23 protein-coding genes are annotated in these 23,481 nt (G+C 55.0%); 9 read left to right on the top strand and 14 right to left on the bottom strand.

All coding sequences use genetic code 11. From position 1 onward, the window contains the following. Window positions 1–70: 70 nt before the first annotated feature. The 4 genes from AB182_RS32385 to treR form a co-directional block, all read right to left on the bottom strand. Window positions 71–343, bottom strand: a complete 273-nt coding sequence (locus AB182_RS32385) for a hypothetical protein (RefSeq protein WP_139153721.1) — start codon at window positions 341–343, stop codon at window positions 71–73. 548 nt (window positions 344–891) lie between these two features. After that, window positions 892–2,553: an alpha,alpha-phosphotrehalase gene (gene treC, locus AB182_RS22410; protein ID WP_047372025.1), complete on the bottom strand. Its 1,662-nt coding sequence runs from the start codon at window positions 2,551–2,553 to the stop codon at window positions 892–894. 48 nt (window positions 2,554–2,601) lie between these two features. Then, complete coding sequence (treB, locus tag AB182_RS22405) at window positions 2,602–4,020, bottom strand: PTS trehalose transporter subunit IIBC (protein WP_047372024.1); 1,419 nt, start codon at window positions 4,018–4,020, stop codon at window positions 2,602–2,604. A gap of 131 nt (window positions 4,021–4,151) precedes the next feature. After that, window positions 4,152–5,099, bottom strand: coding sequence for a trehalose operon repressor TreR (gene treR, locus AB182_RS22400; protein ID WP_047372023.1), 948 nt, complete (start codon window positions 5,097–5,099; stop codon window positions 4,152–4,154). A gap of 166 nt (window positions 5,100–5,265) precedes the next feature. Between treR and mgtL the strand changes: the two genes are divergently transcribed. Further along, window positions 5,266–5,316, top strand: a complete 51-nt coding sequence (gene mgtL / locus AB182_RS33400; RefSeq protein WP_222708289.1) for a mgtA regulatory leader peptide MgtL — start codon at window positions 5,266–5,268, stop codon at window positions 5,314–5,316. Between the two features lie 262 nt (window positions 5,317–5,578). Continuing rightward, entirely contained in the window at window positions 5,579–8,284 is a 2,706-nt protein-coding gene (gene mgtA, locus AB182_RS22395; protein WP_047372022.1) for a magnesium-translocating P-type ATPase, read from the top strand. Window positions 8,285–8,371: 87 nt separating this feature from the next. Here the strand turns inward: mgtA and ridA are convergent, their stop codons facing one another. The 4 genes from ridA to pyrL all read right to left on the bottom strand — a co-directional run bounded on the left by ridA (window position 8,372) and on the right by pyrL (window position 10,399). Continuing rightward, entirely contained in the window at window positions 8,372–8,758 is a 387-nt protein-coding gene (gene ridA / locus AB182_RS22390) for a 2-iminobutanoate/2-iminopropanoate deaminase (protein ID WP_047372021.1), read from the bottom strand. A gap of 92 nt (window positions 8,759–8,850) precedes the next feature. Then, a complete protein-coding gene (gene pyrI / locus AB182_RS22385; RefSeq protein WP_047372020.1) occupies window positions 8,851–9,312 on the bottom strand; it encodes an aspartate carbamoyltransferase regulatory subunit in 462 nt (153 codons plus the stop codon). 12 nt (window positions 9,313–9,324) lie between these two features. Then, window positions 9,325–10,260, bottom strand: coding sequence for an aspartate carbamoyltransferase (pyrB, locus tag AB182_RS22380; protein ID WP_047372019.1), 936 nt, complete (start codon window positions 10,258–10,260; stop codon window positions 9,325–9,327). Then, window positions 10,253–10,399: a pyr operon leader peptide gene (gene pyrL, locus AB182_RS31005; protein ID WP_071845936.1), complete on the bottom strand. Its 147-nt coding sequence runs from the start codon at window positions 10,397–10,399 to the stop codon at window positions 10,253–10,255. The genes pyrB and pyrL overlap by 8 nt, the downstream gene beginning before the upstream one ends. A 275-nt stretch (window positions 10,400–10,674) precedes the next feature. Between pyrL and AB182_RS22375 the strand changes: the two genes are divergently transcribed. Continuing rightward, complete coding sequence (locus AB182_RS22375) at window positions 10,675–11,127, top strand: YhcH/YjgK/YiaL family protein (RefSeq protein ID WP_047372018.1); 453 nt, start codon at window positions 10,675–10,677, stop codon at window positions 11,125–11,127. Between the two features lie 98 nt (window positions 11,128–11,225). Here AB182_RS22375 and argF read toward each other — a convergent pair whose 3' ends face one another. Together argF and argL are read right to left on the bottom strand one after the other, a co-directional pair. After that, complete coding sequence (gene argF / locus AB182_RS22370; protein ID WP_047372017.1) at window positions 11,226–12,233, bottom strand: ornithine carbamoyltransferase; 1,008 nt, start codon at window positions 12,231–12,233, stop codon at window positions 11,226–11,228. Beyond that, window positions 12,203–12,298: a putative translational regulatory protein ArgL gene (gene argL, locus AB182_RS33395; RefSeq protein ID WP_380081253.1), complete on the bottom strand. Its 96-nt coding sequence runs from the start codon at window positions 12,296–12,298 to the stop codon at window positions 12,203–12,205. The genes argF and argL overlap by 31 nt, the downstream gene beginning before the upstream one ends. Window positions 12,299–12,395: 97 nt before the next feature. Here argL and rraB point away from each other — a divergent pair, with 97 nt between their 5' ends. The 3 genes from rraB (at window position 12,396) to AB182_RS22355 (ending at window position 14,543) form a co-directional block, all read left to right on the top strand. Beyond that, window positions 12,396–12,818 carry a ribonuclease E inhibitor RraB gene (gene rraB / locus AB182_RS22365; RefSeq protein WP_047372016.1) on the top strand — a complete coding sequence of 141 codons (423 nt, stop codon included), beginning with the start codon at window positions 12,396–12,398 and terminating at the stop codon, window positions 12,816–12,818. A gap of 47 nt (window positions 12,819–12,865) precedes the next feature. Beyond that, a complete protein-coding gene (gene miaE / locus AB182_RS22360) occupies window positions 12,866–13,624 on the top strand; it encodes a tRNA isopentenyl-2-thiomethyl-A-37 hydroxylase MiaE (RefSeq protein WP_047372015.1) in 759 nt (252 codons plus the stop codon). A gap of 91 nt (window positions 13,625–13,715) precedes the next feature. Further along, a complete protein-coding gene (locus AB182_RS22355; RefSeq protein WP_047372014.1) occupies window positions 13,716–14,543 on the top strand; it encodes a hypothetical protein in 828 nt (275 codons plus the stop codon). A gap of 49 nt (window positions 14,544–14,592) precedes the next feature. On the opposite strand, the gene AB182_RS22350 is transcribed toward AB182_RS22355, so the two are convergent. Further along, window positions 14,593–15,096 (bottom strand): GNAT family N-acetyltransferase, encoded by a 504-nt coding sequence (locus AB182_RS22350; protein ID WP_047372013.1) that lies wholly within the window; start codon window positions 15,094–15,096, stop codon window positions 14,593–14,595. Between the two features lie 177 nt (window positions 15,097–15,273). Between AB182_RS22350 and AB182_RS22345 the strand changes: the two genes are divergently transcribed. Together AB182_RS22345 and AB182_RS22340 are read left to right on the top strand one after the other, a co-directional pair. Beyond that, entirely contained in the window at window positions 15,274–16,464 is a 1,191-nt protein-coding gene (locus AB182_RS22345) for a YjgN family protein (RefSeq protein ID WP_047372012.1), read from the top strand. A 207-nt stretch (window positions 16,465–16,671) separates the two neighbouring features. After that, entirely contained in the window at window positions 16,672–17,874 is a 1,203-nt protein-coding gene (locus tag AB182_RS22340) for a YjgN family protein (protein ID WP_047372011.1), read from the top strand. Between the two features lie 270 nt (window positions 17,875–18,144). Here AB182_RS22340 and AB182_RS22335 read toward each other — a convergent pair whose 3' ends face one another. The 3 genes from AB182_RS22335 to pepA all read right to left on the bottom strand — a co-directional run bounded on the left by AB182_RS22335 (window position 18,145) and on the right by pepA (window position 23,092). Beyond that, entirely contained in the window at window positions 18,145–21,000 is a 2,856-nt protein-coding gene (locus tag AB182_RS22335) for a valine--tRNA ligase (RefSeq protein ID WP_047372010.1), read from the bottom strand. Beyond that, window positions 21,000–21,443 (bottom strand): DNA polymerase III subunit chi, encoded by a 444-nt coding sequence (gene holC / locus AB182_RS22330; RefSeq protein WP_047372009.1) that lies wholly within the window; start codon window positions 21,441–21,443, stop codon window positions 21,000–21,002. Before holC ends, AB182_RS22335 begins: the two co-directional genes overlap by 1 nt. Window positions 21,444–21,580: 137 nt before the next feature. Next, window positions 21,581–23,092, bottom strand: a complete 1,512-nt coding sequence (gene pepA, locus AB182_RS22325; protein WP_047372008.1) for a leucyl aminopeptidase — start codon at window positions 23,090–23,092, stop codon at window positions 21,581–21,583. A 278-nt stretch (window positions 23,093–23,370) separates the two neighbouring features. Between pepA and AB182_RS33135 the strand changes: the two genes are divergently transcribed. Continuing rightward, entirely contained in the window at window positions 23,371–23,421 is a 51-nt protein-coding gene (locus AB182_RS33135) for a hypothetical protein (RefSeq protein WP_216637209.1), read from the top strand. Window positions 23,422–23,481 lie beyond the last annotated feature (60 nt).

The raw sequence follows: 23,481 nt of genomic DNA, 5'->3' as shown, positions 1-23,481 counted from the left end.
GTAAAAAAGGGAGAGTACAAATGGCGGGCGCTGGCGGCATTGTAAATTCTGCCAAGAAAAATCTGATTAATTATTCAACAAAAACAGTAAGGTAAAATGACTCGCAGACATAACAGCCCCCCGGTGTCGCTGCGCTAACCGGGGCGACGGGCGGGTAGCCCGGATAAGGCGCTTGCGCCGCCATCTGTAGGGTGTTCCCCGGTGTCGCTGCGCTAACCGGGGCTACGGGCGGGTAGCCCGGATAAGGCGCGTCCTGCGCCGCCATCCGGGGGTTATTCCCCGGTGTCGCTGCGCTAACCGGGGCTACGGGCGGGTAGCCCGGACAAGACGCCTGTGCCGCCATCCGGGGGGTGTTCCCCGGTGTCGCTGCGCTAACCGGGGCTACGGGCGGGTAGCCCGGATAAGGCGCCTGCGCCGCCTCCGGGGGGGGCCCGGTGTCGCTGCGCTAACCGGGGCTACGGGTGAGTAGCCCGGGTAAGGCACCTGCGCCGCCATCCGGGGGTGTTCCCCGGTATTGCTGCACTAACCGGGGCTACGGGCGGGTAGCCCGGATAAGACGCTTGTGCCGCCTCCGGGGGGTTATTCCCCGGTGTCGCTGCGCTAACCGGGGCTACGGGCGGGTAGCCCGGACAAGGCGCCTGCGCCGCCATCCGGGGGTTATTCCCCGGTGTCGCTGCGCTAACCGGGGCGACGGGCGGGTAGCCCGGATAAGGCGCCTGCAGCCGCCTCCGGGGGGGCCCGGTGTCGCTGCGCTAACCGGGGCTACGGGCGGGTAGCCCGGATAAGGCGCCTGCGCCGCCTCCGGGGGGGGTTCCCCGGTGTCGCTGCGCTAACCGGGCGACGGGCGGGTAGCCCGGATAAGGAGCGTCATGCGCCGCCATCCGGGGCAGGTCAGTCTTCGGATTGCAGCCACCACACCGCTTCAAACGGACGCAGCGTCATCTCACCGGGCGCCGGAGAAAATTCGGCGTAATTACTCATGATCGGCTGCCACTGTCCAGGCATCTCTTTCGGTTGCCACTGCTGGCACTCGCGGCTCAGGTTTGCCGCGACCACCAGCGTCTGCCCGAGCCACTGACGGCGATAACACCACAGCCATGGATGCGCTGGCAGCAAATCCTCATAATCGCCCCAGGTCAGAATTGGCTGCTCTTTACGCAGGGCTATCAGACGCAGATAGGTATAAAACACAGAATCCGGATCGTTCATCGCCGCCTGCGCGTTAATCTCGTCGCGGTTATCGCACAGGCCAATCCAGGGTTCACCGGTTGTGAACCCGGCATGCTTCTCGCTCGACCATTGCATCGGCGTGCGGCTGTTATCGCGGGATTTACTGGCCAGAATCGCCAGCAGCTCGTCGGCATCGCGCCCGCTGGCCCGCAATTCGGCAAACATATTGTGGCTTTCCACGTCCCGATAATCGGTGATCTGCGCGAAGTGCGGGTTGGTCATCCCAATCTCTTCGCCCTGATAGATATAGGGCGTCCCTTGCATACCGTGCAGCACCATCGCCAGCATTTTGGCGGACGGCACGCGTAGCTCGCCTTCATCGCCAAAGCGCGAGACAATGCGCGGCTGGTCATGGTTACACCAGAACAACGCATTCCACGCTACCTTGTGCATCCCCTGCTGCCAGTGATTGAACAGCGCTTTGAGCGCCACAAAATCTGGCCTGGCCTGGGTCCATTTCTTGCCGCCGGGATAGTCCACTTTCAGATGGTGGAAGTTGAACGTCATCGACAGTTCGCGCCCGTCCAGCGCGGCATATTGCTGACAATGTTCCAGCGAGGTCGATGACATCTCGCCCACCGTCATCAGATTACGCGGCTGGAAAACATCCCGACTCATCTCCTGCAAGAATTCGTGGGCACGTGGCCCGTCGGTATAAAAACGGCGTCCGTCACCCTCATGATCGTCCGGGAAATCCTGATCTTTGGAGATCAGATTGACCACATCCAGACGTAAACCGTCCACGCCGCGATCGGCCCAGAATTCACACACCTTTTTCAGCTCGCGGCGTACCGCCGGGTTTTCCCAGTTCAGATCCGCCTGCTCCGGCGCAAAGAGGTGCAGATAGTACTGCTCACTTGCCGCATGCCAGCGCCAGGCGTTGCCGCCAAACTTCGAGCGCCAGTTATTGGGAAGTTCATCCGGTGTGCCATCGCGCCAGATATAAAAACTGCGGTACGGGCTGGCGGGATCCTGAGACTCACGAAACCAGGCATGCTGCGTAGAGGTGTGGTTAAGCACCATGTCCAGCACCAGGCGAATGCCGCGCGCTTTGGCCTGGGCGACCAGCTCATCAAAATCTTCCAGCGTACCGTAGAGCGGGTCGATAGCGGTGTAATTAGCGACATCGTAGCCGTTATCCACCTGCGGTGAGATATAAAACGGTGTCAGCCAGATGGCATCTACGCCGAGGGTTTTCAGGTAATCGAGGCGCATAATCACGCCGCGCAAATCGCCCGTGCCGCTGCCTGTCGTGTCCTGAAAACTTTTTGGATAGATCTGGTAGATGACGCCGTTTTGCCACCAGTGAGGAAGGGTATTCATAGTGATTTCCTGGTAAAAGCGAAGGGGCGCAATGGCGCCCCAAAAAAGTTACACAATCTGCAGCGTGCCCTGGCGGAACTTACGCTGATAAACCACCGTGGTCAGCGCCATCGGCACAATAATCGCTACCGCCATCGCCAGTGCGAATACCTGCCAGTAAGAGGGCTGAATGGAGAGGATGCCCGGCAGGCCGCCGACACCGATGCCGTTTGCCAGCACGCCGTTCAGGCCACATAGCAGCCCGGCAAGGCCGGAGCCTACCATCGCGCAGAGCATCGGAAAGCGGTATTTCAGGTTGATGCCGTACATTGCCGGTTCGGTCACGCCGAGATAGGCCGCAATGGCCGCCGGGACGGAGATTTCACGCTCGTTCTGTTTACGGCTGATAATAATGATCCCGGTTACCGCCGATGCCTGAGCAATGTTAGAGAGCGCAATCAGCGGCCACACCGGGGTGCCGCCCATGCTCTGAATCATCTGCATATCGATGGCAAGCGTCGTCTGGTGTACGCCGGTGATGACCAGGGGAGCATAGAGGAAACCAAACAACGCCGCGCCGATGGGCGCAAAGCTGCCGGTCATCAGGTGGCGTACCGCGAAGGCCACGCCATCGCCAATCATACGACCGAACGGGCCGATAAAGGCATGAGCGAGGAACACGGCGAGCAGCAGAGAACAGACCGGGACAACCACCAGATAGAGGTAATCCGGCACCCATTTTTTGAGGCGTGTTTCAATCACGCCCAGCGCCAGACCGGCCAGCAGGGCAGGGATAACCTGGGCCTGATAGCCCACTTTGGCGATACTGAACAGTCCGAAGTTCCATACTTCCGGCACCTGGGAGCCGAGCAGATAGGCGTTCATCAACTGTGGGGAGACGAGGGTCACGCCCAGCACGATCCCGAGGATCGGCGTGCCGCCCATTTTGCGCACCGCCGACCAGCAGATGCCTACCGGCAGATAGAAGAAGATCGCCTCGCCAATCAGCCACAGAAAGTCGTAAACGGTTTTGAGACCGGGATACATCTGCGCCAGCGTCTGGCCGTTGCTCATCGGCAGATCGCCAATAACATTACGGAAGCCGAGGATCAAACCGCCGCTGATCAGCGCCGGCAATAGTGGGAAGAAGATCTCGGCAAAGTGCGAGATCAACTGTTCATGCCATTTCATGTTCTGGCGCGCCGCGCGCTTGATCTGCTCTTTATCGGCAGAGGCCTGGCCGATGGCACCGATCAGTGCCTGATACCAGTCGCCGACGTCAGTACCAATAACGACCTGAAACTGTCCGGCGTTGGTAAAGCAGCCTTTGACCATCGGCAATGTTTCGATGGTTTTCGGGTCAGCTTTGTCCGGTGCGTTCAGGACAAAACGCAGGCGGGTGATGCAATGACTCACCGTAGCGATGTTTTCACGTCCGCCGACCAATTCAATAAGCCTGGCGAGATCCTCTTGTCTGACTTTGCTCATCGTGATGCCCCACTGAGAGAAATAATGACTGCTGATGAATGTGCGCAAGCATATCTAGTGGTTCAGTAACTGAAAATGGGAACGTTCCCGAAACCAAGCGAAGATCACAATAAACCGTGCGGGAGGGGAACTCAGGCGAGGTGGGCGGGGATCACGATTTGGCGTGGATCGGTGCGACCATTTACCTGATCGATCAGCTGTGCTGCGGCCTGGCGGCCTGCTTCGGCATAGCCGGGATCAACGGTGACGATCTCCGGGTGGAGAAATTTCATGAGCGGCGTATTCCCCACACTTGCCAGCTGCAAATTATCAATGCGCTGTTCCTGTAGATACTTGCTGGCCCCCAGGGCAAGGGTATCCGTAGCACAGAGCAGGGCGCTGGTGTCAGGCGTCAACACGCTGGCGACGTTTTCGTAGCCGTGTTTCATCGCGAGACCCGGCAAAATGAAGTGGGGGTGAAGTTGATGGCGTTCGCAAAACGCCATATAGGCCTCGTGGCGACGCTTGCCGGTAGTAATGTCGCTGTGTGGCACGCCAATAAAACTGATGTGGCGATGACCCTGATCGTAAAGATTTTGCATCAGCAGATTGATGGCCCCTTCGTCGTCATAGCAGACAGAGGCGAACCCTTTGGCGTCCCGCGCCAGCAAGACCAGCGAGGCGCGCCAGGACGATAACAGCGTCTCTGTCACGCCCGTAAAGCCAAACAGCACCACGCCATCAATATTGCGGCGACGTAGCATATGCAGGTGCTCTTCGACCATATCCGGCGAGAACTGGCTTTCCATCATGATCGGGTCATAACCCTGTTCATAGAAAGCCGGGAGCATGGTCTGGACGGCAAGGTTTTCCGAAAGGGAGTCGAGACGGGAGACAATAATGGCCACCACTTTATCGCTCTGACCGCGCATGGCGCGTGCGGAACGGGAAGGTGAAAAACCGTGTTGATTGACCACCGCTTCCACGCGTTCGCGGGTACGTTCACTCACACCGCTTTCATTATTCAGCACGCGAGACACCGTTGATTTCCCAACGCCACTTAAACGCGCAATATCTTTGATCGTCAGCCGGTTTTGCATGCGTCCTGTCCTGTTCCTCTTCAAGGCGGATAGCAGAATAAAGAAAGTTTGGTGAGGACTCAACCAAACGACAATGGGTAAAGTCTGGTTTACGTTCGGTTTAATTCACCGGAGTTATAATAGCGGCGCTTGAGATAGTTCCCTTTTCACCCTTACCGGAGGTTTTATGGACCCTGATCCCGCACCTCTCCCACGACGGAGATACTCTTTCCGGTAAGCCCGCCTTTGCTGCCTTATCGGAAACGTAAGGCAGTGACGCAAGACGTCCCTGCATAACTGAAAACGCCTGCTGGCGCGGATGTTCCGTGCCCGCGGCAATGCACAAAATCATTCGCGATGTGTCGAGGCGGCAAGACTGGGCATCGCCGGGATGCTTATTGAGGTAAGTGACCGGTGTGAACAGGGGAAGCCAACGAAGAGACTGCGTGGATGATGGCGTGTAGTGGCACCCGCGTGATGCGGGGGCAAGGATGACTACTATGTTCAAAAATATCACCCGACTCCTGGCCCGGCTTAACCGCCACTTACCTCGCCGTCTCGTGCAGCGTGACCCGCTGCCTGACGCCGCAAATATTCAACACGTCGACGTCCCGGCCTCGTTAAGCGATCGCTGCCTGGCCCTGTCGACGATGGAACTCGCCGAACTGTGGCAACAACTCAACAGCCATCCGGAAGGGCTGAATGAAAAAGAGGTGCAGGACGCACGGGAACAACACGGTGTTAACCAGATCCCAGGGCAGCGTCGGGTGCCCTGGTGGGGTCACCTGTGGTCCTGCTATCGCAACCCGTTTAACCTGCTGCTGACCTGTCTGGGGATTTTCTCCTACGCGTCTGAAGACCTGTTCGCCGCCGGTGTGATTGCGCTAATGGTCGCCATCTCGACTTTCCTGAATTTTATTCAGGAAGCGCGATCCACCAAAGCGGCGGATGCGCTCAAGGCGATGGTCAGCAATACTGCAACGGTGCTGCGTGTAGCCAATGAGCAGGGGGAAAACCGCTGGATGGAGATCCCGCTCGACCAACTGGTTCCTGGCGATATCGTCAAACTGGCGGCAGGCGACATGATCCCGGCTGACCTGCGTGTGGTGCAGGCGCGCGACCTGTTCGTGGCACAGGCGTCGCTGACCGGCGAATCCCTGCCAGTAGAAAAAGTGGCAAAAACCCGCACAGCGGATCAGACCAACCCGCTGGAAAGCGACACCCTCTGTTTTATGGGCACCAACGTGGTGAGCGGTACGGCGCAGGCGGTGGTCATCGCCACGGGCGGCAACACCTGGTTTGGGCAACTGGCCGGGCGCGTGAGCGAGCAAGAGAGCGAGCCGAATGCGTTCCAGAAAGGGATTGGCCGCGTCAGTATGTTGCTTATCCGCTTTATGATGGTAATGACGCCAGTAGTATTGTTGATTAATGGCTTCACCAAAGGTGACTGGTGGGAAGCGGCGCTGTTTTCGCTCTCGGTTGCCGTGGGGCTGACGCCGGAAATGCTGCCGATGATCGTCACCTCTACCCTGGCTCGCGGGGCGGTGAAACTGTCGAAACAGAAAGTGATCGTCAAGCATCTGGATGCGATTCAAAACTTTGGCGCTATGGACATCCTGTGTACCGACAAAACAGGTACGTTAACGCAGGATAAAATCGTGCTGGAAAACCACACGGATATCGCCGGTAAAGTCAGCGAACGGGTGCTGCACTGTGCGTGGCTGAATAGCCACTATCAGACGGGGTTAAAAAACCTGCTTGATACGGCGGTGCTGGAAGGGGTGGACGCGGAAGCCGCACGCACGCTCTCTACCCGCTGGCAGAAAATTGACGAGATCCCTTTCGATTTCGAGCGTCGCCGCATGTCGGTCGTGGTCGCTGAAAACGCAGATGCCCATCAACTGATTTGCAAAGGGGCATTGCAGGAGATCCTCAACGTTTGCAGCCAGGTACGTTACAACGGCGACATTGTGCCGCTGGATGAAACCATGTTGCGCCGTATTCAGCGCGTCACCGAAACGCAGAACCGCCAGGGGTTGCGGGTGGTGGCGGTGGCAACCAAATATCTCCCAGCACGCAGCGGTGATTACCATCGCGTGGACGAATCCGACCTGATCCTGGAAGGCTATATTGCATTCCTCGATCCGCCGAAAGAAACCACGGCGCCGGCGCTGAAAGCGCTGAAAGCCAGCGGCGTGACGGTGAAAATTTTGACCGGCGATAGCGAGCTGGTGGCGGCGAAAGTCTGCCTGGAAGTCGGGCTGGATGTGGGCGAGGTGGTGACGGGCAACCAAATTGAGCATCTGGGTGATGACGAACTGGCAGCGCTGGCGAAACGTACCACGTTGTTTGCGCGCCTGACGCCGATGCATAAAGAACGCATTGTGACCCTGCTGCGTCGTGAAGGGCATGTGGTGGGCTTTATGGGCGACGGCATCAACGACGCCCCGGCGTTGCGCGCGGCGGATATCGGTATTTCCGTTGATGGCGCGGTGGATATTGCCCGTGAAGCGGCCGATATCATCCTGCTGGAAAAAAGCCTGATGGTGCTGGAAGAGGGGGTTATTGAAGGGCGTAAAACCTTCGCTAACATGCTGAAATACATCAAAATGACGGCCAGTTCTAACTTTGGTAACGTGTTCAGCGTGCTGGTGGCGAGCGCCTTCCTGCCGTTCCTGCCCATGTTGCCGTTACACTTGCTGATTCAGAACCTGCTTTATGATGTATCCCAGGTGGCGATTCCGTTTGATAACGTGGATGATGAGCAGATTCGTCAACCGCAGCGCTGGAACCCTGCCGATCTCGGTCGCTTTATGATCTTTTTCGGTCCGATCAGCTCCATTTTCGATATTCTGACATTTTGCGTTATGTGGTGGGTATTTAAGGCGAATGTGCCGGAAGCCCAGACGCTGTTCCAGTCGGGCTGGTTTGTGGAAGGGCTACTGTCGCAGACGCTGATTGTGCATATGATCCGTACTCGCCGCGTGCCGTTTATTCAAAGCCGCGCCGCCTGGCCGCTGATCATGATGACGGTGATGGTGATTCTGGTAGGTATCGCGCTGCCGTTCTCGCCACTGGCAAGCTATCTGCAACTGCAGGCATTACCGCTTTCTTACTTCCCGTGGCTGATTGCGATCCTCGCCGGATACATGACGCTGACGCAGATGGTGAAAGGCTTCTACAGCCGCAGGTATGGCTGGCAGTAAGTGATAAAAGCATCCCCGGTGGCGCTGTCGCTTACCGGGGCTACGTGGTAGCCCGGATAAGGCGCTTGCGCCGCATCCGGGAAAACCTTAGCGACGTACGGCAATCGCTTCGATTTCAATCTTCACATCTTTCGGCAGGCGCGCCACTTCTACGCAGGAACGCGCCGGGAAGGTGGCTTTGTGCTCAGTAAAGAATGCTTCGTAGGTCGCGTTAACGGTCGCGAAGTCGTTCAGATCTTTCACGAACACCGTCGTTTTCACGATATCACCCACGTTAAGACCTGCGGCTTCCACGATAGCTTTCACGTTTTCCAGCGACTGACGCGCCTGGGCAGAAACGTCTTCCGGCACGCTACCGGTTTTCGGATCAACCGGGATCTGACCGGAAGTGATGATCATGCTGCCGAGATCAACACCCTGTACATAAGGGCCGATTGCTGCTGGTGCATTTTCCGTCGCGATAGTTTTAGTCATGATTTCTCCTGAATTACAGCGGTAATAAGGTCGGGGCTCATTATATACATGAGTAACAGGTGTGTCGCACCAGGCGTACACACCTGCATTCATTACCCTGCCAGTACCACAGAATGCGAAAACTCTTTTTCACAGTATTTGCATTTCAGGGCGATATCGTGCGGGCGTTTTTTCACCGCGAAGCTGGAAGAGACCGGCTCAGCGTGGCTGATGCAGTTGCTGTTCGGGCAGACCAGCACGCTGTCGATACGATCTGGCAGATTCGGATGAGACTTGCTTACCACTTCGTAATTGTCGATGCGGTTTACCGTCGCCTGCGGGGCATACAGCGCCAGCTGGTTTACCTGCTCATCCGTCAGGAAAGTATTTTCGATTTTGATCAGGTCTTTGCGGCCCATTTCGCCTGACGGCAGATTCAGACCGATAGTGATGCGCTGCTCGGTTTCCGTCAGTTTAAACAGCGTCAGCAGCTTAAAGCCCACCTGCGCCGGAATGTGGTCAATCACGGTACCGCGATTAATCGCTTCGACCTGGAGTTTGTTGTCGTGTGTCATTGTCGTTTCCCCTTACTGCGCCAAATCACTATTCAGAACCAGTGCCAGCAATGCCTGACGCGCAAAGATGCCGTTACCGGCCTGCTGGAAATACCAGGCGTGCGGCGTCTTATCCACGTCGGTGGTGATCTCATCCACACGCGGCAGCGGGTGCAGCACTTTCATGTTGCTGCGTGCGCCGATGAGGTCGTTAGCACGCAGGATGAACTGGGCCTTCACGCTGGCGTACTCGGACGGATCCAGGCGCTCTTTCTGCACGCGGGTCATATACAGAATATCGACCTCAGCCATCACCTCTTCGATGCTGGCGTGAAGGCTCCAGGTCAGTCCTTTCTCATCGAGCATATCCAGAATGTACTGTGGCATGGCCAGCGCATCCGGGGCGATAAAGTAGAAGCGGTTGCCGTTAAACTTTGCCAGCGCCTGCGCCAGTGAGTGCACGGTGCGACCATATTTCAGGTCGCCGACCATCGCGATGTTGAGGTTCTCCAGACGGCCCTGGGTTTCCTGAATGGTAAACAGATCCAGCAGGGTCTGCGTCGGGTGCTGATTAGCGCCGTCGCCCGCGTTCAGAACAGGAATGCCGCCGGAAAACTCGGTCGCCAGACGGGCGGCCCCTTCCTGCGGGTGGCGCATCACAATCGCATCCACGTAGGTGCTGATCACTGAAATCGTGTCCGCCAGCGTTTCGCCCTTTTTACCGAGCGAGGTGTTGCTACTGTCAGAGAAGCCCACCACGCTCGCCCCCAGGCGATGCATGGACGTTTCAAACGACAGGCGGGTACGCGTTGAAGCTTCAAAGAAGCAGCTTGCGATCACTTTGTGCTTGAGTAACTCCGGCTGCGGGTTGGCTTTCAGTCGAGCTGCCGTGTTCAGCACCAGTTCAAGTTCTTCGCGGCTGAGATCGTTTATGGAAATGATATGTTTTTGATATAGCGGGTTAGCCATGTTTATCTCCTGACGACTGCGCAAAAAAAAGCCCCTCAATAGAGGGGCTGTGGAATGGGGTAAGCAACGGGAAGAAAAACGGCAGGCCTGCGTCTTTTTTCAGACGCCCAGGGACACTATGTCGAACACACTGGACCATGCTTCCTCCCGGCAAATTGTCCGCGATTATACTCAGCTACTTTTCGGTTTCAAGCGATTAATGCAACATTTGCGTCAGGCAATCGGTTTATCTGCATATAAATGCATAAATAATAAATAACTAATTAATTTGCGAACCTGAGAATAGTTGTACTGCCACTCTGGCGGAATAAACATGCGCAAGCGCAACTCTTCGCTAAAAAGGGGTGGTGAGCAGCGGCATTTTTCCGTATAAAAGCTAAAAATGAAACGATGTTTTATCTTAAGGAGATAGTTATGATCGTTGGCAACATTCACCACTTACAAAGCTGGTTGCCGGAAGAACTGCGCCAGGCCATTGAACACGTTAAAGCCCATGTGTCGGATGCCACCCCGACCGGGAAGCATGATATTGACGGCAACAACCTGTTTTATCTGGTTTCGGAAGATATGACACAGCCGTTTGCCGAGCGTCGCGCCGAATATCACGCCCGTTATCTGGATATCCAGATTGTACTGAAAGGCCAGGAAGGGATGACATTCAGTACCCTGCCTGCGGGCGAGCCTGACACCGACTGGCTGGCGGATAAAGATATCGCGTTCCTGCCGGAAGGCGGTCAGGAAAAAACCGTGGTACTGAGCGAAGGGGATTTTGTGGTGTTCTACCCAGGTGAAGTCCATAAACCGCTCTGCGCCGTGGGTGCGCCCGCACAGGTGCGTAAAGTGGTGGTGAAGGTGCTGGTGGCGTAAATCGCTGCTGTTTCCCCTCACCGTTCCCGGATGCGGCGCTTAACGCACCTTATCCGGGCTACGATCGAGAGGGCAGGGGTGAGGGTGGGCAGACAGCACTATGCTTGCGCCAGCGTCGCCACCATCACCGCTTTAATGGTGTGCATGCGGTTTTCCGCCTGATCAAACACAATACTGGCCGCCGATTCAAACACCTCGTCGGTGACTTCCATGCCGCCGTGCAGACCGAACTCTTCCGCCATCTTCTTGCCAAGCGTCGTCTGGTCGTCATGGAACGCAGGCAGGCAGTGCAGGAATTTCACATCCGGGTTTCCGGTCAGGGTCAGCATCTGGCTATTCACCTGATACGGGCGCAGCAGATTAATACGCTCGGCCCACTTCTCTTTTGCCTCGCCCATCGACACCCATACATCGGTGTAGATAAAGTCCGCGCCTTTCACCCCTGCGGCGATATCCTCGGTCAGCGTAATGTTGCCGCCGTTTTTCTCCGCCAGCGCTTTACACTTCGCGACCAGCGTGGCTTCCGGCCAGCAGGCTGTCGGGGCGACGAGGCGCAAATCCAGCCCGGTCAGCGCTGCCGCTTCCAGCATGGAGTTGCCCATGTTGTTGCGTGCATCGCCTGCATAAACCAGCGTCATTTCATTAAACGCTTTGCCCGGCATATGCTCTTGCATGGTCAGCAGGTCAGCCAGTAACTGCGTCGGGTGAAACTCATTGGTCAGGCCGTTCCACACCGGAACACCAGCAAACTGGGCCAGGGTTTCGACGATCTCCTGGCCGTAGCCGCGATACTGAATACCGTCGTACATTCTGCCCAGGACCCGCGCGGTATCCTTAATTGATTCTTTATGCCCAATCTGACTGCCGCTTGGGCCGAGATACGTGACGCGAGCGCCCTGGTCAAATGCGGCAACTTCGAAAGAGCACCGGGTGCGAGTTGAGTCTTTTTCGAAGATGAGCGCGATGTTTTTACCGGTAAGTTTTTGTTGTTCCTTGCCATTTTTCTTATCAGTTTTGAGTTTGGCGGCAAGTTGCAGCAGAGCATTGATTTCAGCAGGGGTAAAATCGAGCAATTTCAAAAAATGTTTCTGGTAAAACGACGACATGGTTCCCTCACCTGGCTAAAGCCACTTATTGAATTAAAATTCAATTTATATGTATGAATATTCATTTGCAAGCCAAATGAATAAATCTTTTCCGCCAGGAGTGGAGGCATTGCCAACGGTATGTGACAATATCTCTATCTGCCACATTATGAGGAATGAGCCATGGCGAACCCGGAACACCTGGAAGAACAGCGCGAAGAGACGCGTCTGATTATTGAAGAATTGCTGGAAGATGGCAGCGATCCTGATGCGCTCTACACCATTGAGCATCACCTGTCGGCAGATGACTTCGAGACACTGGAAAAAGTGGCCGTTGAAGCGTTCAAACTGGGTTATGAAGTGACCGAGCCGGAAGAGCTGGAGCTGGAAGAGGGCGAAGTGGTAATTTGCTGCGACATCCTGAGCGAATCCGCGCTGAATGCAGAGCTGATTGACGCACAAGTTGAACAACTGATTAACCTGGCTGAGAAATTTGACGTCGAGTATGACGGTTGGGGCACCTACTACGAAGACCCGAACGGTGAAGACGAAGACGGCGAAGAAGACGACTACGAGGATGAAGACGACAACGGCGTACGCCACTAAGTCTTCCCTATGCGGCGGCTACGGCTGCCGCAGTGCAAGGAACAGCCATGGATTACCCGCAAATACTCTCCCCGGTTTTACATTTTCTGCATTGCCCAACACCTCAGACCTGGATAGATAAAGCCCGCGACCCGCAAAATCTTCCGCTGTTGCTCACCGATCATATGGTCTGCGAATTGAAAGCCGCGCAAACCGCTATGCTGCTGGTGCGTAAATATGTGGCAGATAAAAGCGGGGCCGATACGCTGCTTGAATGGCTGAAACCCTATGAAGCCTTCGCCTTTCGTGAAGGGCCGGAACCGGACTTTGTGGCGCTGCACAAGCAGATTGCTAAAGGCGCGATGCCAAAAGCGGATGACCCATGGGGCAGGGCGCTCATCGACAGTATGGTGCTGCTTATCAAAGAAGAGCTGCATCATTTCTGGCAGGTGCGCGAAGCCATGCTTGTCAGGAACATCCCCTATGTGAAGATCACGGCCAGTCGCTATGCGAAAGGGATGCTCAAAGGCGTGCGTACCCATGAGCCGCTCACGCTTATCGACAAGCTGATTTGCGGTGCTTATATCGAAGCGCGATCCTGCGAACGTTTTGCCGCGCTGGCACCGTATCTGGAAGAGGATTTACAAAAATTCTATCTGTCATTGCTGCGTTCCGAAGCCCGCCACTACCAGGATTATCTTGCGCTGGCACAGCAGGTCTCGGAAACGGATATCGCACCACGGGTTCGCTATTTCGGTGAGCTCGAAGCCGAACTGATTACTTCGCCTGACCCGGAGTTTCGTTTTCACAGCGGCGTGCCGGGCTGACCTACCAGAATCAGTCGTTATTTCGCCCGCCAGGTGACAATCCCCGCCGGGCTGGTACAACAATCAGCACAGTGGTTACAAGGAACCTGAAATGAACTGGACGTCTGTTTTACTCTCCGCTCTGGTCGCCGGTCTGGCGGCAGCACTAACTCAGTATCTGCGCCGGAAAGGGAAAATCGGCGGTATTACCTCGGCGGTCATTATCGCGGTGGCGATTCTGGTCTGGAACGTTAGCTATCGGCAGTATATTGCGCCCTGGCTGCAAAATAGCGGTGAATCGCAAATGGACGTGGCGTTCCGTGCAATAAGCAGCATGCCGACCTACCAGGTCTTGCGTGAGCAAGAACCTCAGTTGCTGGAAACCATTCGCACTACGGCGAAGAATATGGAAAAAGAGGGAAAAACCCCTCAGCAGATTATTGATTATATACAACCGCAGATCATTGGGGTGCAGATGATGCGTTTACAAAATGCCCCTGATGAAAACGTGATCGCTTATATGCAGATCAATATGGAGCAAACCGCGGCCATTCAGAAAGTCAGCGATGATAATTGCTTCCGTTTCCTGTTCCCGGCGGTGAAAGGGGGAATCAATCCGGCGAAAATATTGCCGGGTGATTTCCTGATGAAACGCATGAATATTGATGCCGCGATGATGCGCGCTGCCTACGGCGTCAACCGACATACGGTAACAGATAAAGAACGGCAGGACGCGCAGCAGCATCTGCAACCAATTATTGCGCTGCTGGTCAAGAAATACGGTCAGGATATTGAGATCATGCCGGACCCGCGTAAAGGTGTCGGCAAAGAGAAAGTTGCCTGCGACATTGTGCAGGACTTGTGGAGTAACGTGCTGACGTTGCCACAGGATCAGTCGGCGGGAATGATTCGTCTGATTATGGCGCCGGAGAATCAGTAAAGAAGAGGTTCCGGTCCTTTCCAGTAGAAAAGGAAAGGACCGGGAGAAATTACAGTGTTTTCAGCATTCGTACTTCGCAATCCACATGCCCGGTACAGCCCAGCGGCCCGCTGATATGGCTAAATCCGAGATGTTCATACAGGCCAATCGCCTCTTTTAAGAATGCGGTCGTTTCCAGGTAACAACGGGTGAAGCCCTGGGCGCGGGCGTGTTCAAGGGCCAGCAGCGCCAGCTTCTTCGCCAGCCCCTGACCGCGCGCGGCAGGCAGGAAATACATCTTTTGCAGTTCGCAGATATCCGGCTCACTACATTTCAGAGGGGCGACACCGCCGCCGCCTACCACTCTGCCATCCTGCTCCACCACCCAATAGGCGTGCCCCGGCTGGCTGTAGAGCTGATACAACTCGTCCAGGTTGGGGTCCGCTACGGTATAACCTTTATCGGCGGTAAGGCCGTATTCGGCAGAAACCTGACGAATAACGGAGGCAATCGCGGCATTATCTCCGGCAGTTATCCGGCGTAATGTCACGCTCTGCTTGGCCACAACATTCATAGACTCACTCAATAAAACATATGTATTTATACGCGTATTTAATATCACTCTCTGAAAGTGGCTGCAAGTCGTTTAATTGTGGTGTGATCGTTAAAGAGATACGTTATGTTGCGCGCTTCACGGAAGTGATAATCATTATTTATCGAATCAATGCTTATATTTAAGGATGATGTAGTTATGAACGGTGATATCCGTTATACGAATAAAACGCGGCGCACATTTATATTTCATGGCAAAGGTCTGGATTATTTTCTTATTTCTCTGGTTAATATTCTGCTGAGTGTTATTACGTTAGGGGTTTATGTCCCCTGGGCAATGGTACGCTCCCGGCGCTACGTATACGAAAACATGGAGTTAAATGGTGCGCGTTTTGGCTATCATGCCAGGGGCGGAGCGCTGTTTTTGAGTTGGTTGCTGATGTCGATATTCCTTTTTATCCTCATCCTTGTGGCCGAACTTCTTCATCCATTCTTAGGTTCTCTGGTGATCTTTTTACTGATGCTGGTTATGCCTTTCTTTATGGTGAAAAGCCTGCAATACAATGCGCTGATGACCACATTAAATAATGTCCGTTTTGCCTTTCATTGCGCAATGAAAAGTGCCTGGTGGATAATGATGGGGCTGCCCACATTGCTGCTTATTTTGCTGTGCGTGATTATCTTTGGTATCGGGAATATGATGTTCAGCGGTTATAATTTTGATGGCTTATTGGTGAAAATTATTATTCTGGCGCTTATCGGCATTGTGGGGATGAGTGTGATCAATGGCTATGTCTATGCCAAATGGCTCGCCCTGACCGGAAAAGGCGGACAATTCGGCGTGCATAAATTCGATATTCGCGTCAGTACGACATATTGCATCAAAGCCTGTCTGTTTTCTTTCTGTATTCTGGTTCCGTTTCTGGGGCTGATGTTTTACTTACTCTCGACGTCCTACAGCAGTATGGCGATGCTGCGTGCGATTAACGGTTCGGGGGATGAGGGGCTTTCAGGGTTTCCGGGGCAAATCCTGCTGTGCTATCTGCTCTATATTGGCGCCATTTTGCTCTCATCGGCCTATATCTGGCAGGCTTTTCGCAATCACTTTGTGAATGGCCTGACGCTGGCGGACGGACGTATTCGTTTTGCTTCCACGCTGACATTTCATGGTGTTGTGGTGCAACTGCTGCAATTGATCGCTGTTTCCGTTATTACGCTCGGCATTGCTTATCCGTGGATGAAAATGCGCTTTATCCGATATCAGGCCACTCATTCCCATGTGGAAGGGAACCTGGACGACGTTGCGCTGACAGATCATGACGAGCAGGTTGAGAAAGGCTTTCTCGCTCTGATTTCGCGCGGGGTGCTGCCGGTGGTTCCTTTCATATAAAACCAAAAGGCCGGAGTCTGCTTCGGCCTTTATTTGCGCTTATCGCCGTTTCCCTGCCATACCATCACTCTCTTTCGCTGACAAGACCAGTAATATTGGGCGCTACATTTTTAGTACAAAGTTTACTAAACTTAATAACGGAAATAAAAATACCGCAATATTTCTATGGCTTAATTGATGTTGTTCTGATTTACGATAAGGATTGTTATGACTTTCGAAAATGGTGGTGCTGCGGCGTCGCCTTCCCGGAATTTTGTGTTTCAGGGAAGTGGCGCGGGATATTTCTGGATCTGGCTGGTCAACGTCTTACTCACCATCGTCACCTTTGGGTTGTTTCTGCCCTGGGCGCTGGTGCGTGCCCGCCGTTATTTTTATGAGAATACCGATCTGCAGGGGGCGCGTTTTTCTTATCACGCCACCGGCCGCTCAGTATTTGTTGGCTGGCTGTGCATCATGGTGCTGTATATCATCTTTCTGGTTAACATGGCGCATAATAACGTTGGGTTATCCCTTTGTATGATAGGGCTGTTTTTACTGTTTTTCCCATGGCTGGTGACACAGGGGCTGCGTTATCAATTCCTGATGACGGAGATTAATAATGTACGCTTTAGCTTTTACGCCAGCCCGCTGCGCGCCTGGTGGGTGATGCTGGGCTGCCCGTTGTTAATTATGACTGTCTCAGTGGTGGTGTTTTCGCTGTTTATGTCCAGCACCATCAGCATGGGTTCCTATACGGCGATTATTGTGGGAATAGGTATTGGCACGCTGGCATTGCTGTTGGGTTCCGCCATCATGCAGGGGGTCTACACAGCTCAGTGGTATGGCATGCTGGTGAATAACCTACAATACGGCACGCAGAAATTTGCCGCGACCTATTCCATTAAGAAGTGTATCTGGATTGCGCTCTGCTCTATGTTGCTGCTGTTCCCGTTCCTGGCACTGTCGCTGTTTATCATCGTGCCGGCCTTCTATACGCTGATGCAATATTCCCAGGTGGTGGGCGATAGTCCTGAACAACTGGCGGTGTTAGCCGGGCCTTTCTACGGCAAGATGGCGCTGGCGTATGTGATTTATCTGTTCGGGATTATTGTCTGCTTTATGTATGCCTTCGTGAAAATGCGTAATTACGTTTACGGGCAAATTACGCTGGCAGGACACATTCGCTTCTCCTCTACCGTGACGCTCGGACGTGTACTGTGGCTGTCGATTACCAATACGCTGGTGTGCATGATCACCCTGTTCCTGGCGTATCCGTGGGCCAAAGTTCGCTTTACTCGCTATGTGCTGGAAAATACCCATGTTCATGGTGAGTTGCAGAATCTGACGCTGGAAAATCACGGTCAGCAACCGGCGAAAGATCCGGCAAATCTGCTGGCGCGCGGGCTGTCGTTCTTCCCGGCGGTATTCTAAGGAGGGTTCCCGGGTGCGCTGCGCTTACCCGGGCTACCAGAACCGTAGCCCGGATCAGGCGTTTACGCCGCATCCGGGAAGTCCCGGGTGCGCTGCGCTTACCCGGGCTACCTGAGCCGTAGCCTGGATCAGGCGTTTACGCCGCATCCGGGAAGTCCCGGGTGCGCTGTGCTTACCCGGGCTACCTGAACCGTAGCCCGGATCAGGCGCAGCCGCATCCGGGATAATCCCCGGTGGCGCTGACGCTTACCGGGGCTACAGCTGGTGCGATTACAGTGCGCTAATAACCGCCTGCTGTTCAATCAGCTTGGTTTTAGCCTCTGCATAGCCGTCCAGTTTCTCACGCTCTTTGGCAATCACCGCTTCCGGTGCGCGTGCCACAAAGCCTTCGTTGGACAGTTTGCTTTCGATACGACCAATTTCGGCGTCGATCTTCGCCACTTCTTTCGCCAGACGCGCCAGCTCGTCTTCTTTGTTAATCAGACCCGCCATCGGGATCAGCAGCTCGGCGCCGTCGATGATTTTGGTCACGGAAACCGGACCTTTGTCATCGGCAGGCAGTACGGTGATGCTTTCCAGACGCGCCAGATTCAGCAGGAAGCTGCGGTTATCGTTCACACGACGCTCCGCATCTTTACTGCAACCACGCAGCAGCAGCTCCAGCGGTTTACCCGGGGAGATGTTCATCTCGGCACGAATGTTACGTACTGCTACGATCGCCTGTTTCAGCCATTCAGTGTCAGCCAGCGCGGCTTCATCCACCTGAGCGGCATCGTACTGCGGGATCGGCTGCAGCATGATGGTATCAGCGGTAATGCCTTTCAGCACTTTCACGCGCTGCCAGATGGTTTCAGTGATAAACGGAATAATCGGGTGCGCCAAACGCAGCAACGCTTCCAGCACATTCACCAGCGTGTTACGCGTGCCGCGCAGCTCCGCCTCAGAACCGCCGCTCATCACTGGCTTGGTCAGCTCCAGATACCAGTCGCAGAACTGGTTCCAGGTGAATTCATACAGGATGCCCGCGGCGATATCGAAGCGGAAGTTATCCAGCGCTTCGCGGTACGCTTTCACGGTCTGGTTGAATTCCGCCAGGATCCAGCGATCGGCGAGGGAAAGCACCATATCGCCGCCGTTGAAGCCGCAATCCTGATCTTCGGTATTCATCAGCACGAAACGGCTGGCGTTCCACAGCTTGTTACAGAAGTTGCGGTAACCTTCCAGACGCTTCATATCCCAGTTGATGTCGCGACCGGTCGACGCCAGCGCAGCCAGGGTGAAGCGCAGGGCATCGGTGCCGTGCGGCTCAATGCCATTAGGGAACTGTTTCTCGGTACGCTTACGGATTTTTTCCGCCAGCTGCGGCTGCATCATGTTGCCGGTACGTTTCTCCAGCAGATCCGCCAGGGAAATACCGTCCACCATATCCAGCGGGTCAATAACGTTACCCTTGGACTTGGACATTTTCTGGCCTTCGTCATCACGAATCAGACCGGTCATGTAGACGGTATGGAACGGCACCTGCGGCTTACCATTTTCATCTTTGATGAAGTGCATGGTCATCATGATCATGCGGGCAATCCAGAAGAAGATGATGTCGAAGCCAGAGACCATCACGGTACTTGGGTGGAACTGACGCAGGGCATCGGTGTTTTCCGGCCAGCCGAGGGTAGAGAAGGTCCACAGGGCAGAGGAGAACCAGGTGTCCAGTACGTCTTCGTCCTGGCGCAGGGCAACGTCAGCGCCCAGGTTATTTTCCTGGCGCACTTCGGCTTCGTTACGGCCAACGTAGACGTTGCCGCTGTTGTCATACCATGCCGGGATGCGGTGGCCCCACCACAGCTGACGGGAGATACACCAGTCCTGAATATCGCGCATCCAGGAGAAGTACATATTTTCGTACTGCTTCGGCACGAACTGGATATCGCCGTTTTCAACCGCTTCAACTGCCGGTTTCGCCAGGACGTCAGCACGCACGTACCACTGGTCGGTCAGCATCGGCTCGATAACCACGCCACCACGGTCGCCGTAGGGAACGGTCAGATCGTGCGGTTTGATCTCTTCGAGCAGACCCAACGCGTCAACCGCGGCAACCACGGCTTTACGGGCAGCAAAGCGTTCCAGTTTCTGGAATTCCGCCGGGATTTCATTGGAGTAGACGTCAGATTCGTTGCCTTTGGTGTCGTACACTTCCGCGGTTTCGCGAATGTCGCCGTCAAAGGTCAGGATATTGATCATTGGCAGGGCGTGACGTTTCCCGACTTCGTAGTCGTTGAAGTCGTGCGCCGGGGTGATTTTCACGCAGCCGGTGCCTTTTTCCATGTCGGCGTGCTCGTCACCCACGATCGGAATACGGCGATTCACCAGCGGCAGAACCACATATTTGCCAATCAAATCTTTATAACGCGGGTCTTCAGGGTTAACCGCCACGCCGGTATCGCCCAGCAGGGTTTCCGGACGGGTGGTGGCGACCACCAGATAATCTTTGCCGTCGGCGGTTTTTGCGCCGTCAGCCAGCGGGTAGCGAATATGCCACATGGACCCTTTGGACTCGCGGTTTTCCACTTCGAGGTCAGAAATCGCGGTGCGCAGTTTCGGGTCCCAGTTCACCAGACGCTTACCACGGTAAATCAGGTCTTCTTTGTACAGACGGACGAATACTTCTTTCACAGCATTGGAGAGCCCTTCGTCCATGGTGAAGCGCTCGCGCTCCCAGTCCACGGAGTTGCCCAGACGGCGCATCTGACGAGTAATAGTGCCGCCGGATTCTGCTTTCCACTGCCAGATTTTGTCGATAAAGGCGTCGCGGCCGTAATCGTGGCGGGTTTTACCTTCTTCGGCGGCAATCTTACGCTCAACCACCATCTGGGTTGCGATACCCGCGTGGTCGGTACCTGCCTGCCACAGGGTGTTTTTGCCCTGCATACGCTGGTAGCGAATCATGGTATCCATGATGGTCTGCTGGAAGGCGTGACCCATGTGCAAACTGCCGGTGACGTTCGGCGGAGGGATCATGATGCAGAAGCTTTCCTGGCTTTCATCGCCATTCGGTTTGAAGTAGCCCTGCTTTTCCCAATGCTCGTAAAGCGGCTGTTCGATCTCTTGGGGGTTGTATGTCTTTTCCATTATTTCCAGGTTGCCGTGTTCAGGTTGAAACCAGCCATGCGATAGGCTTTATAGCGTTCGCGAGCCAGTTGTTTCAAAGAATCTTCGTAAGGAACGAAGTCTATCACTTCTGTGAAAGCGGTGGCAAAATCTGCAAAGTTTGTCCGCAAACTGATGAGAATATCGCGCGGGTTACCGTTGCGCTTTTGCGGCCAGGCAATTTCGACAGGCGCACCGCCTCTGGGGCCTTCACCGGCGAGGTTGTGCGGTACAAAACTCTCCGGCGGTCGTGCCCACAGCGCTTCATCGAGCCGCAGCGCCTGCTGCTCGTCTTCGCAGGCAATCAGCACGCGTTTGCCATTGCGCCAACGTTCTGCGGCAACCTCACACACCAGTTGTTCCACGGCGCTCAGGCCGTCGACGGTGGTTTCATTGTCCAGAAGATAAAACGTGGCGTTCTTCATGATATGGGGCTTCTTATGGTGGATTACATCCCCAGAGAGCAGGGAACAGATCCCCTCTCCCAGCGGGAGAGGGTTAGGGTGAGGGCGGATCATAACACCCTTACCCCGGTACTCTCCCTGAGGGAGAGGGAGTAAAACTACTCTTCGCCAGTAAACCCGGCGCGGTTCAGCAGGAACTGCGACAGCATGGCCACAGGACGACCGGTTGCGCCTTTGGCTTTACCGGAGCGCCACGCGGTACCGGCGATGTCCAGATGCGCCCAATTGTACTTGCGGGCAAAGCGCGACAGGAAGCAGCCTGCGGTAATCGCGCCGCCTGGACGACCGCCAATGTTCGCCATATCGGCAAAATTGGAATCCAGTTGCTCGTAGTACTCATCGCCTAACGGCAGACGCCATGCGCGGTCGCCCGCCTGCTCGGACGCGCCAATCAGCTCGTGCGCCAGCGGGTTATGGTTCGACATCAGGCCGGTGATGTGGTGGCCCAGGGCAATCACGCACGCGCCGGTCAGGGTCGCCACATCGATAACCGCTTCCGGTTCGAAGCGCTCAACGTAAGTCAACACATCGCACAACACCAGACGGCCTTCGGCGTCGGTATTCAGCACTTCAACGGTCTGGCCTGACATAGTGGTCAGCACGTCGCCCGGACGATAAGCGCGCCCGCCCGGCATGTTTTCACAGCCCGCCAGCACGCCGATAACGTTAATAGGTAGTTGCAGTTCGGCCACCATCCGCATCACGCCATACACCGCCGCCGCGCCGCACATGTCGTACTTCATCTCATCCATCCCTTCGGCCGGCTTGATGGAGATACCGCCGGAGTCGAAGGTCAGGCCTTTACCGACCAGGACAACAGGACGCACGTCTTCTGACGGATTACCTTTATATTCGATAACCGACATCAGCGATTCGTTTTGTGAGCCCGCGCCGACGGCGAGGTAAGAGTGCATCCCCAGCTCGCGCATCTGCTGCTCGCCAATGACGCGGGTGATGACGTTTTTACTGTAGCTGTCTGCCAGTTGGCGCGCCTGAGAGGCGAGGTACGCCGCATTACAGATATTTGGCGGCATATTGCCGAGGTCTTTCGCCGCTTTGATGCCCGCAGCAATCGCCAGACCATGCTGGATTGCGCGCTCGCCGCTCGTCAGTTCACGACGGGTTGGCACATTGAAAACCATTTTACGCAGCGGGCGACGCGGCTCGCTTTTGTTGGTTTTCAACTGGTCAAAGCTGTAGAGGGATTCTTTTGCTGTCTCGACCGCCTGGCGCACTTTCCAGTAGGTGTTGCGGCCTTTAACGTGTAGCTCGGTCAGGAAGCAAACGGCTTCCATTGAACCCGTATCATTCAGGGTATTAATGGTTTTCTGAATGACCTGCTTGTACTGACGTTCATCCAGTTCGCGTTCTTTACCGCAACCAATCAACAGAATGCGTTCGGAGAGGACATTCGGAACGTGGTGCAGCAGCAGGGTCTGGCCCGGTTTGCCTTCCAGTTCGCCACGGCGCAGCAGTGCGCTGATATATCCGTCGCTGATCTTGTCGAGTTGCTCGGCAATCGGAGAGAGACGGCGCGGTTCAAAAACACCCACAACGATGCAGGCACTCCGCTGTTTCTCCGGGCTACCGCTTTTTACACTGAACTCCATGCACTATACTCCTGAATCTTAAAGACAACAGCAGGGGCTACAGATATACTCGACCTCTTTCAAACCGCAGATGCGTTGGCTACGCCTGCTCACTCCTGTCACTTACGGCATGTAAGTTCCGGGGTTTCACAGTCTCGCCGCCTTTCTGCAACTCGAAATCCATTGAGTATATAATTGCAAGCTTTCGTAACTCATGTCCGCTGTTGCGGTGACTTCGTGTTAATCTTAACGATACTTAGGTTTCGGCACGTCAGATACGGGTCGGATACGTTTTACCGCTGAGTATATTAATCTTAGCGATGATTTCGACGACTCAAGAGAATAAATGACGTTTAAGCCACGAAACAAGCGATTTTCCAGTAAAAAGACTGGTTTTTACGGGCGTAATA

It is taken from the genome of Phytobacter ursingii, assembly GCF_001022135.1.
GTDB classification, from domain to species: Bacteria; Pseudomonadota; Gammaproteobacteria; order Enterobacterales; family Enterobacteriaceae; genus Phytobacter; species Phytobacter ursingii.
Note: the sequence above shows the minus strand (reverse complement) of the source record. Positions and strands in the feature narration are given on the sequence as shown.

What these genes read in the sequence shown, in the direction of transcription:
- ridA (WP_047372021.1), bottom strand. Translation starts at nt 8,758, where the DNA reads ATGACTAAAACTATCGCGACGGAAAATGCACCAGCAGCAATCGGCCCT.
- rraB (WP_047372016.1), top strand. Translation starts at nt 12,396, where the DNA reads ATGGCGAACCCGGAACACCTGGAAGAACAGCGCGAAGAGACGCGTCTG.
- pyrI (WP_047372020.1), bottom strand. Translation starts at nt 9,312, where the DNA reads ATGACACACGACAACAAACTCCAGGTCGAAGCGATTAATCGCGGTACC.
- AB182_RS22350 (WP_047372013.1), bottom strand. Translation starts at nt 15,096, where the DNA reads ATGAATGTTGTGGCCAAGCAGAGCGTGACATTACGCCGGATAACTGCC.
- pyrL (WP_071845936.1), bottom strand. Translation starts at nt 10,399, where the DNA reads ATGGTCCAGTGTGTTCGACATAGTGTCCCTGGGCGTCTGAAAAAAGAC.
- AB182_RS22340 (WP_047372011.1), top strand. Translation starts at nt 16,672, where the DNA reads ATGACTTTCGAAAATGGTGGTGCTGCGGCGTCGCCTTCCCGGAATTTT.
- AB182_RS22345 (WP_047372012.1), top strand. Translation starts at nt 15,274, where the DNA reads ATGAACGGTGATATCCGTTATACGAATAAAACGCGGCGCACATTTATA.
- mgtA (WP_047372022.1), top strand. Translation starts at nt 5,579, where the DNA reads ATGTTCAAAAATATCACCCGACTCCTGGCCCGGCTTAACCGCCACTTA.
- holC (WP_047372009.1), bottom strand. Translation starts at nt 21,443, where the DNA reads ATGAAGAACGCCACGTTTTATCTTCTGGACAATGAAACCACCGTCGAC.
- AB182_RS22335 (WP_047372010.1), bottom strand. Translation starts at nt 21,000, where the DNA reads ATGGAAAAGACATACAACCCCCAAGAGATCGAACAGCCGCTTTACGAG.
- argL (WP_380081253.1), bottom strand. Translation starts at nt 12,298, where the DNA reads ATGAATATTCATACATATAAATTGAATTTTAATTCAATAAGTGGCTTT.
- treB (WP_047372024.1), bottom strand. Translation starts at nt 4,020, where the DNA reads ATGAGCAAAGTCAGACAAGAGGATCTCGCCAGGCTTATTGAATTGGTC.
- pyrB (WP_047372019.1), bottom strand. Translation starts at nt 10,260, where the DNA reads ATGGCTAACCCGCTATATCAAAAACATATCATTTCCATAAACGATCTC.
- treC (WP_047372025.1), bottom strand. Translation starts at nt 2,553, where the DNA reads ATGAATACCCTTCCTCACTGGTGGCAAAACGGCGTCATCTACCAGATC.
- pepA (WP_047372008.1), bottom strand. Translation starts at nt 23,092, where the DNA reads ATGGAGTTCAGTGTAAAAAGCGGTAGCCCGGAGAAACAGCGGAGTGCC.
- AB182_RS22355 (WP_047372014.1), top strand. Translation starts at nt 13,716, where the DNA reads ATGAACTGGACGTCTGTTTTACTCTCCGCTCTGGTCGCCGGTCTGGCG.
- argF (WP_047372017.1), bottom strand. Translation starts at nt 12,233, where the DNA reads ATGTCGTCGTTTTACCAGAAACATTTTTTGAAATTGCTCGATTTTACC.
- treR (WP_047372023.1), bottom strand. Translation starts at nt 5,099, where the DNA reads ATGCAAAACCGGCTGACGATCAAAGATATTGCGCGTTTAAGTGGCGTT.
- AB182_RS22375 (WP_047372018.1), top strand. Translation starts at nt 10,675, where the DNA reads ATGATCGTTGGCAACATTCACCACTTACAAAGCTGGTTGCCGGAAGAA.
- miaE (WP_047372015.1), top strand. Translation starts at nt 12,866, where the DNA reads ATGGATTACCCGCAAATACTCTCCCCGGTTTTACATTTTCTGCATTGC.
- AB182_RS32385 (WP_139153721.1), bottom strand. Translation starts at nt 343, where the DNA reads ATGGCGGCACAGGCGTCTTGTCCGGGCTACCCGCCCGTAGCCCCGGTT.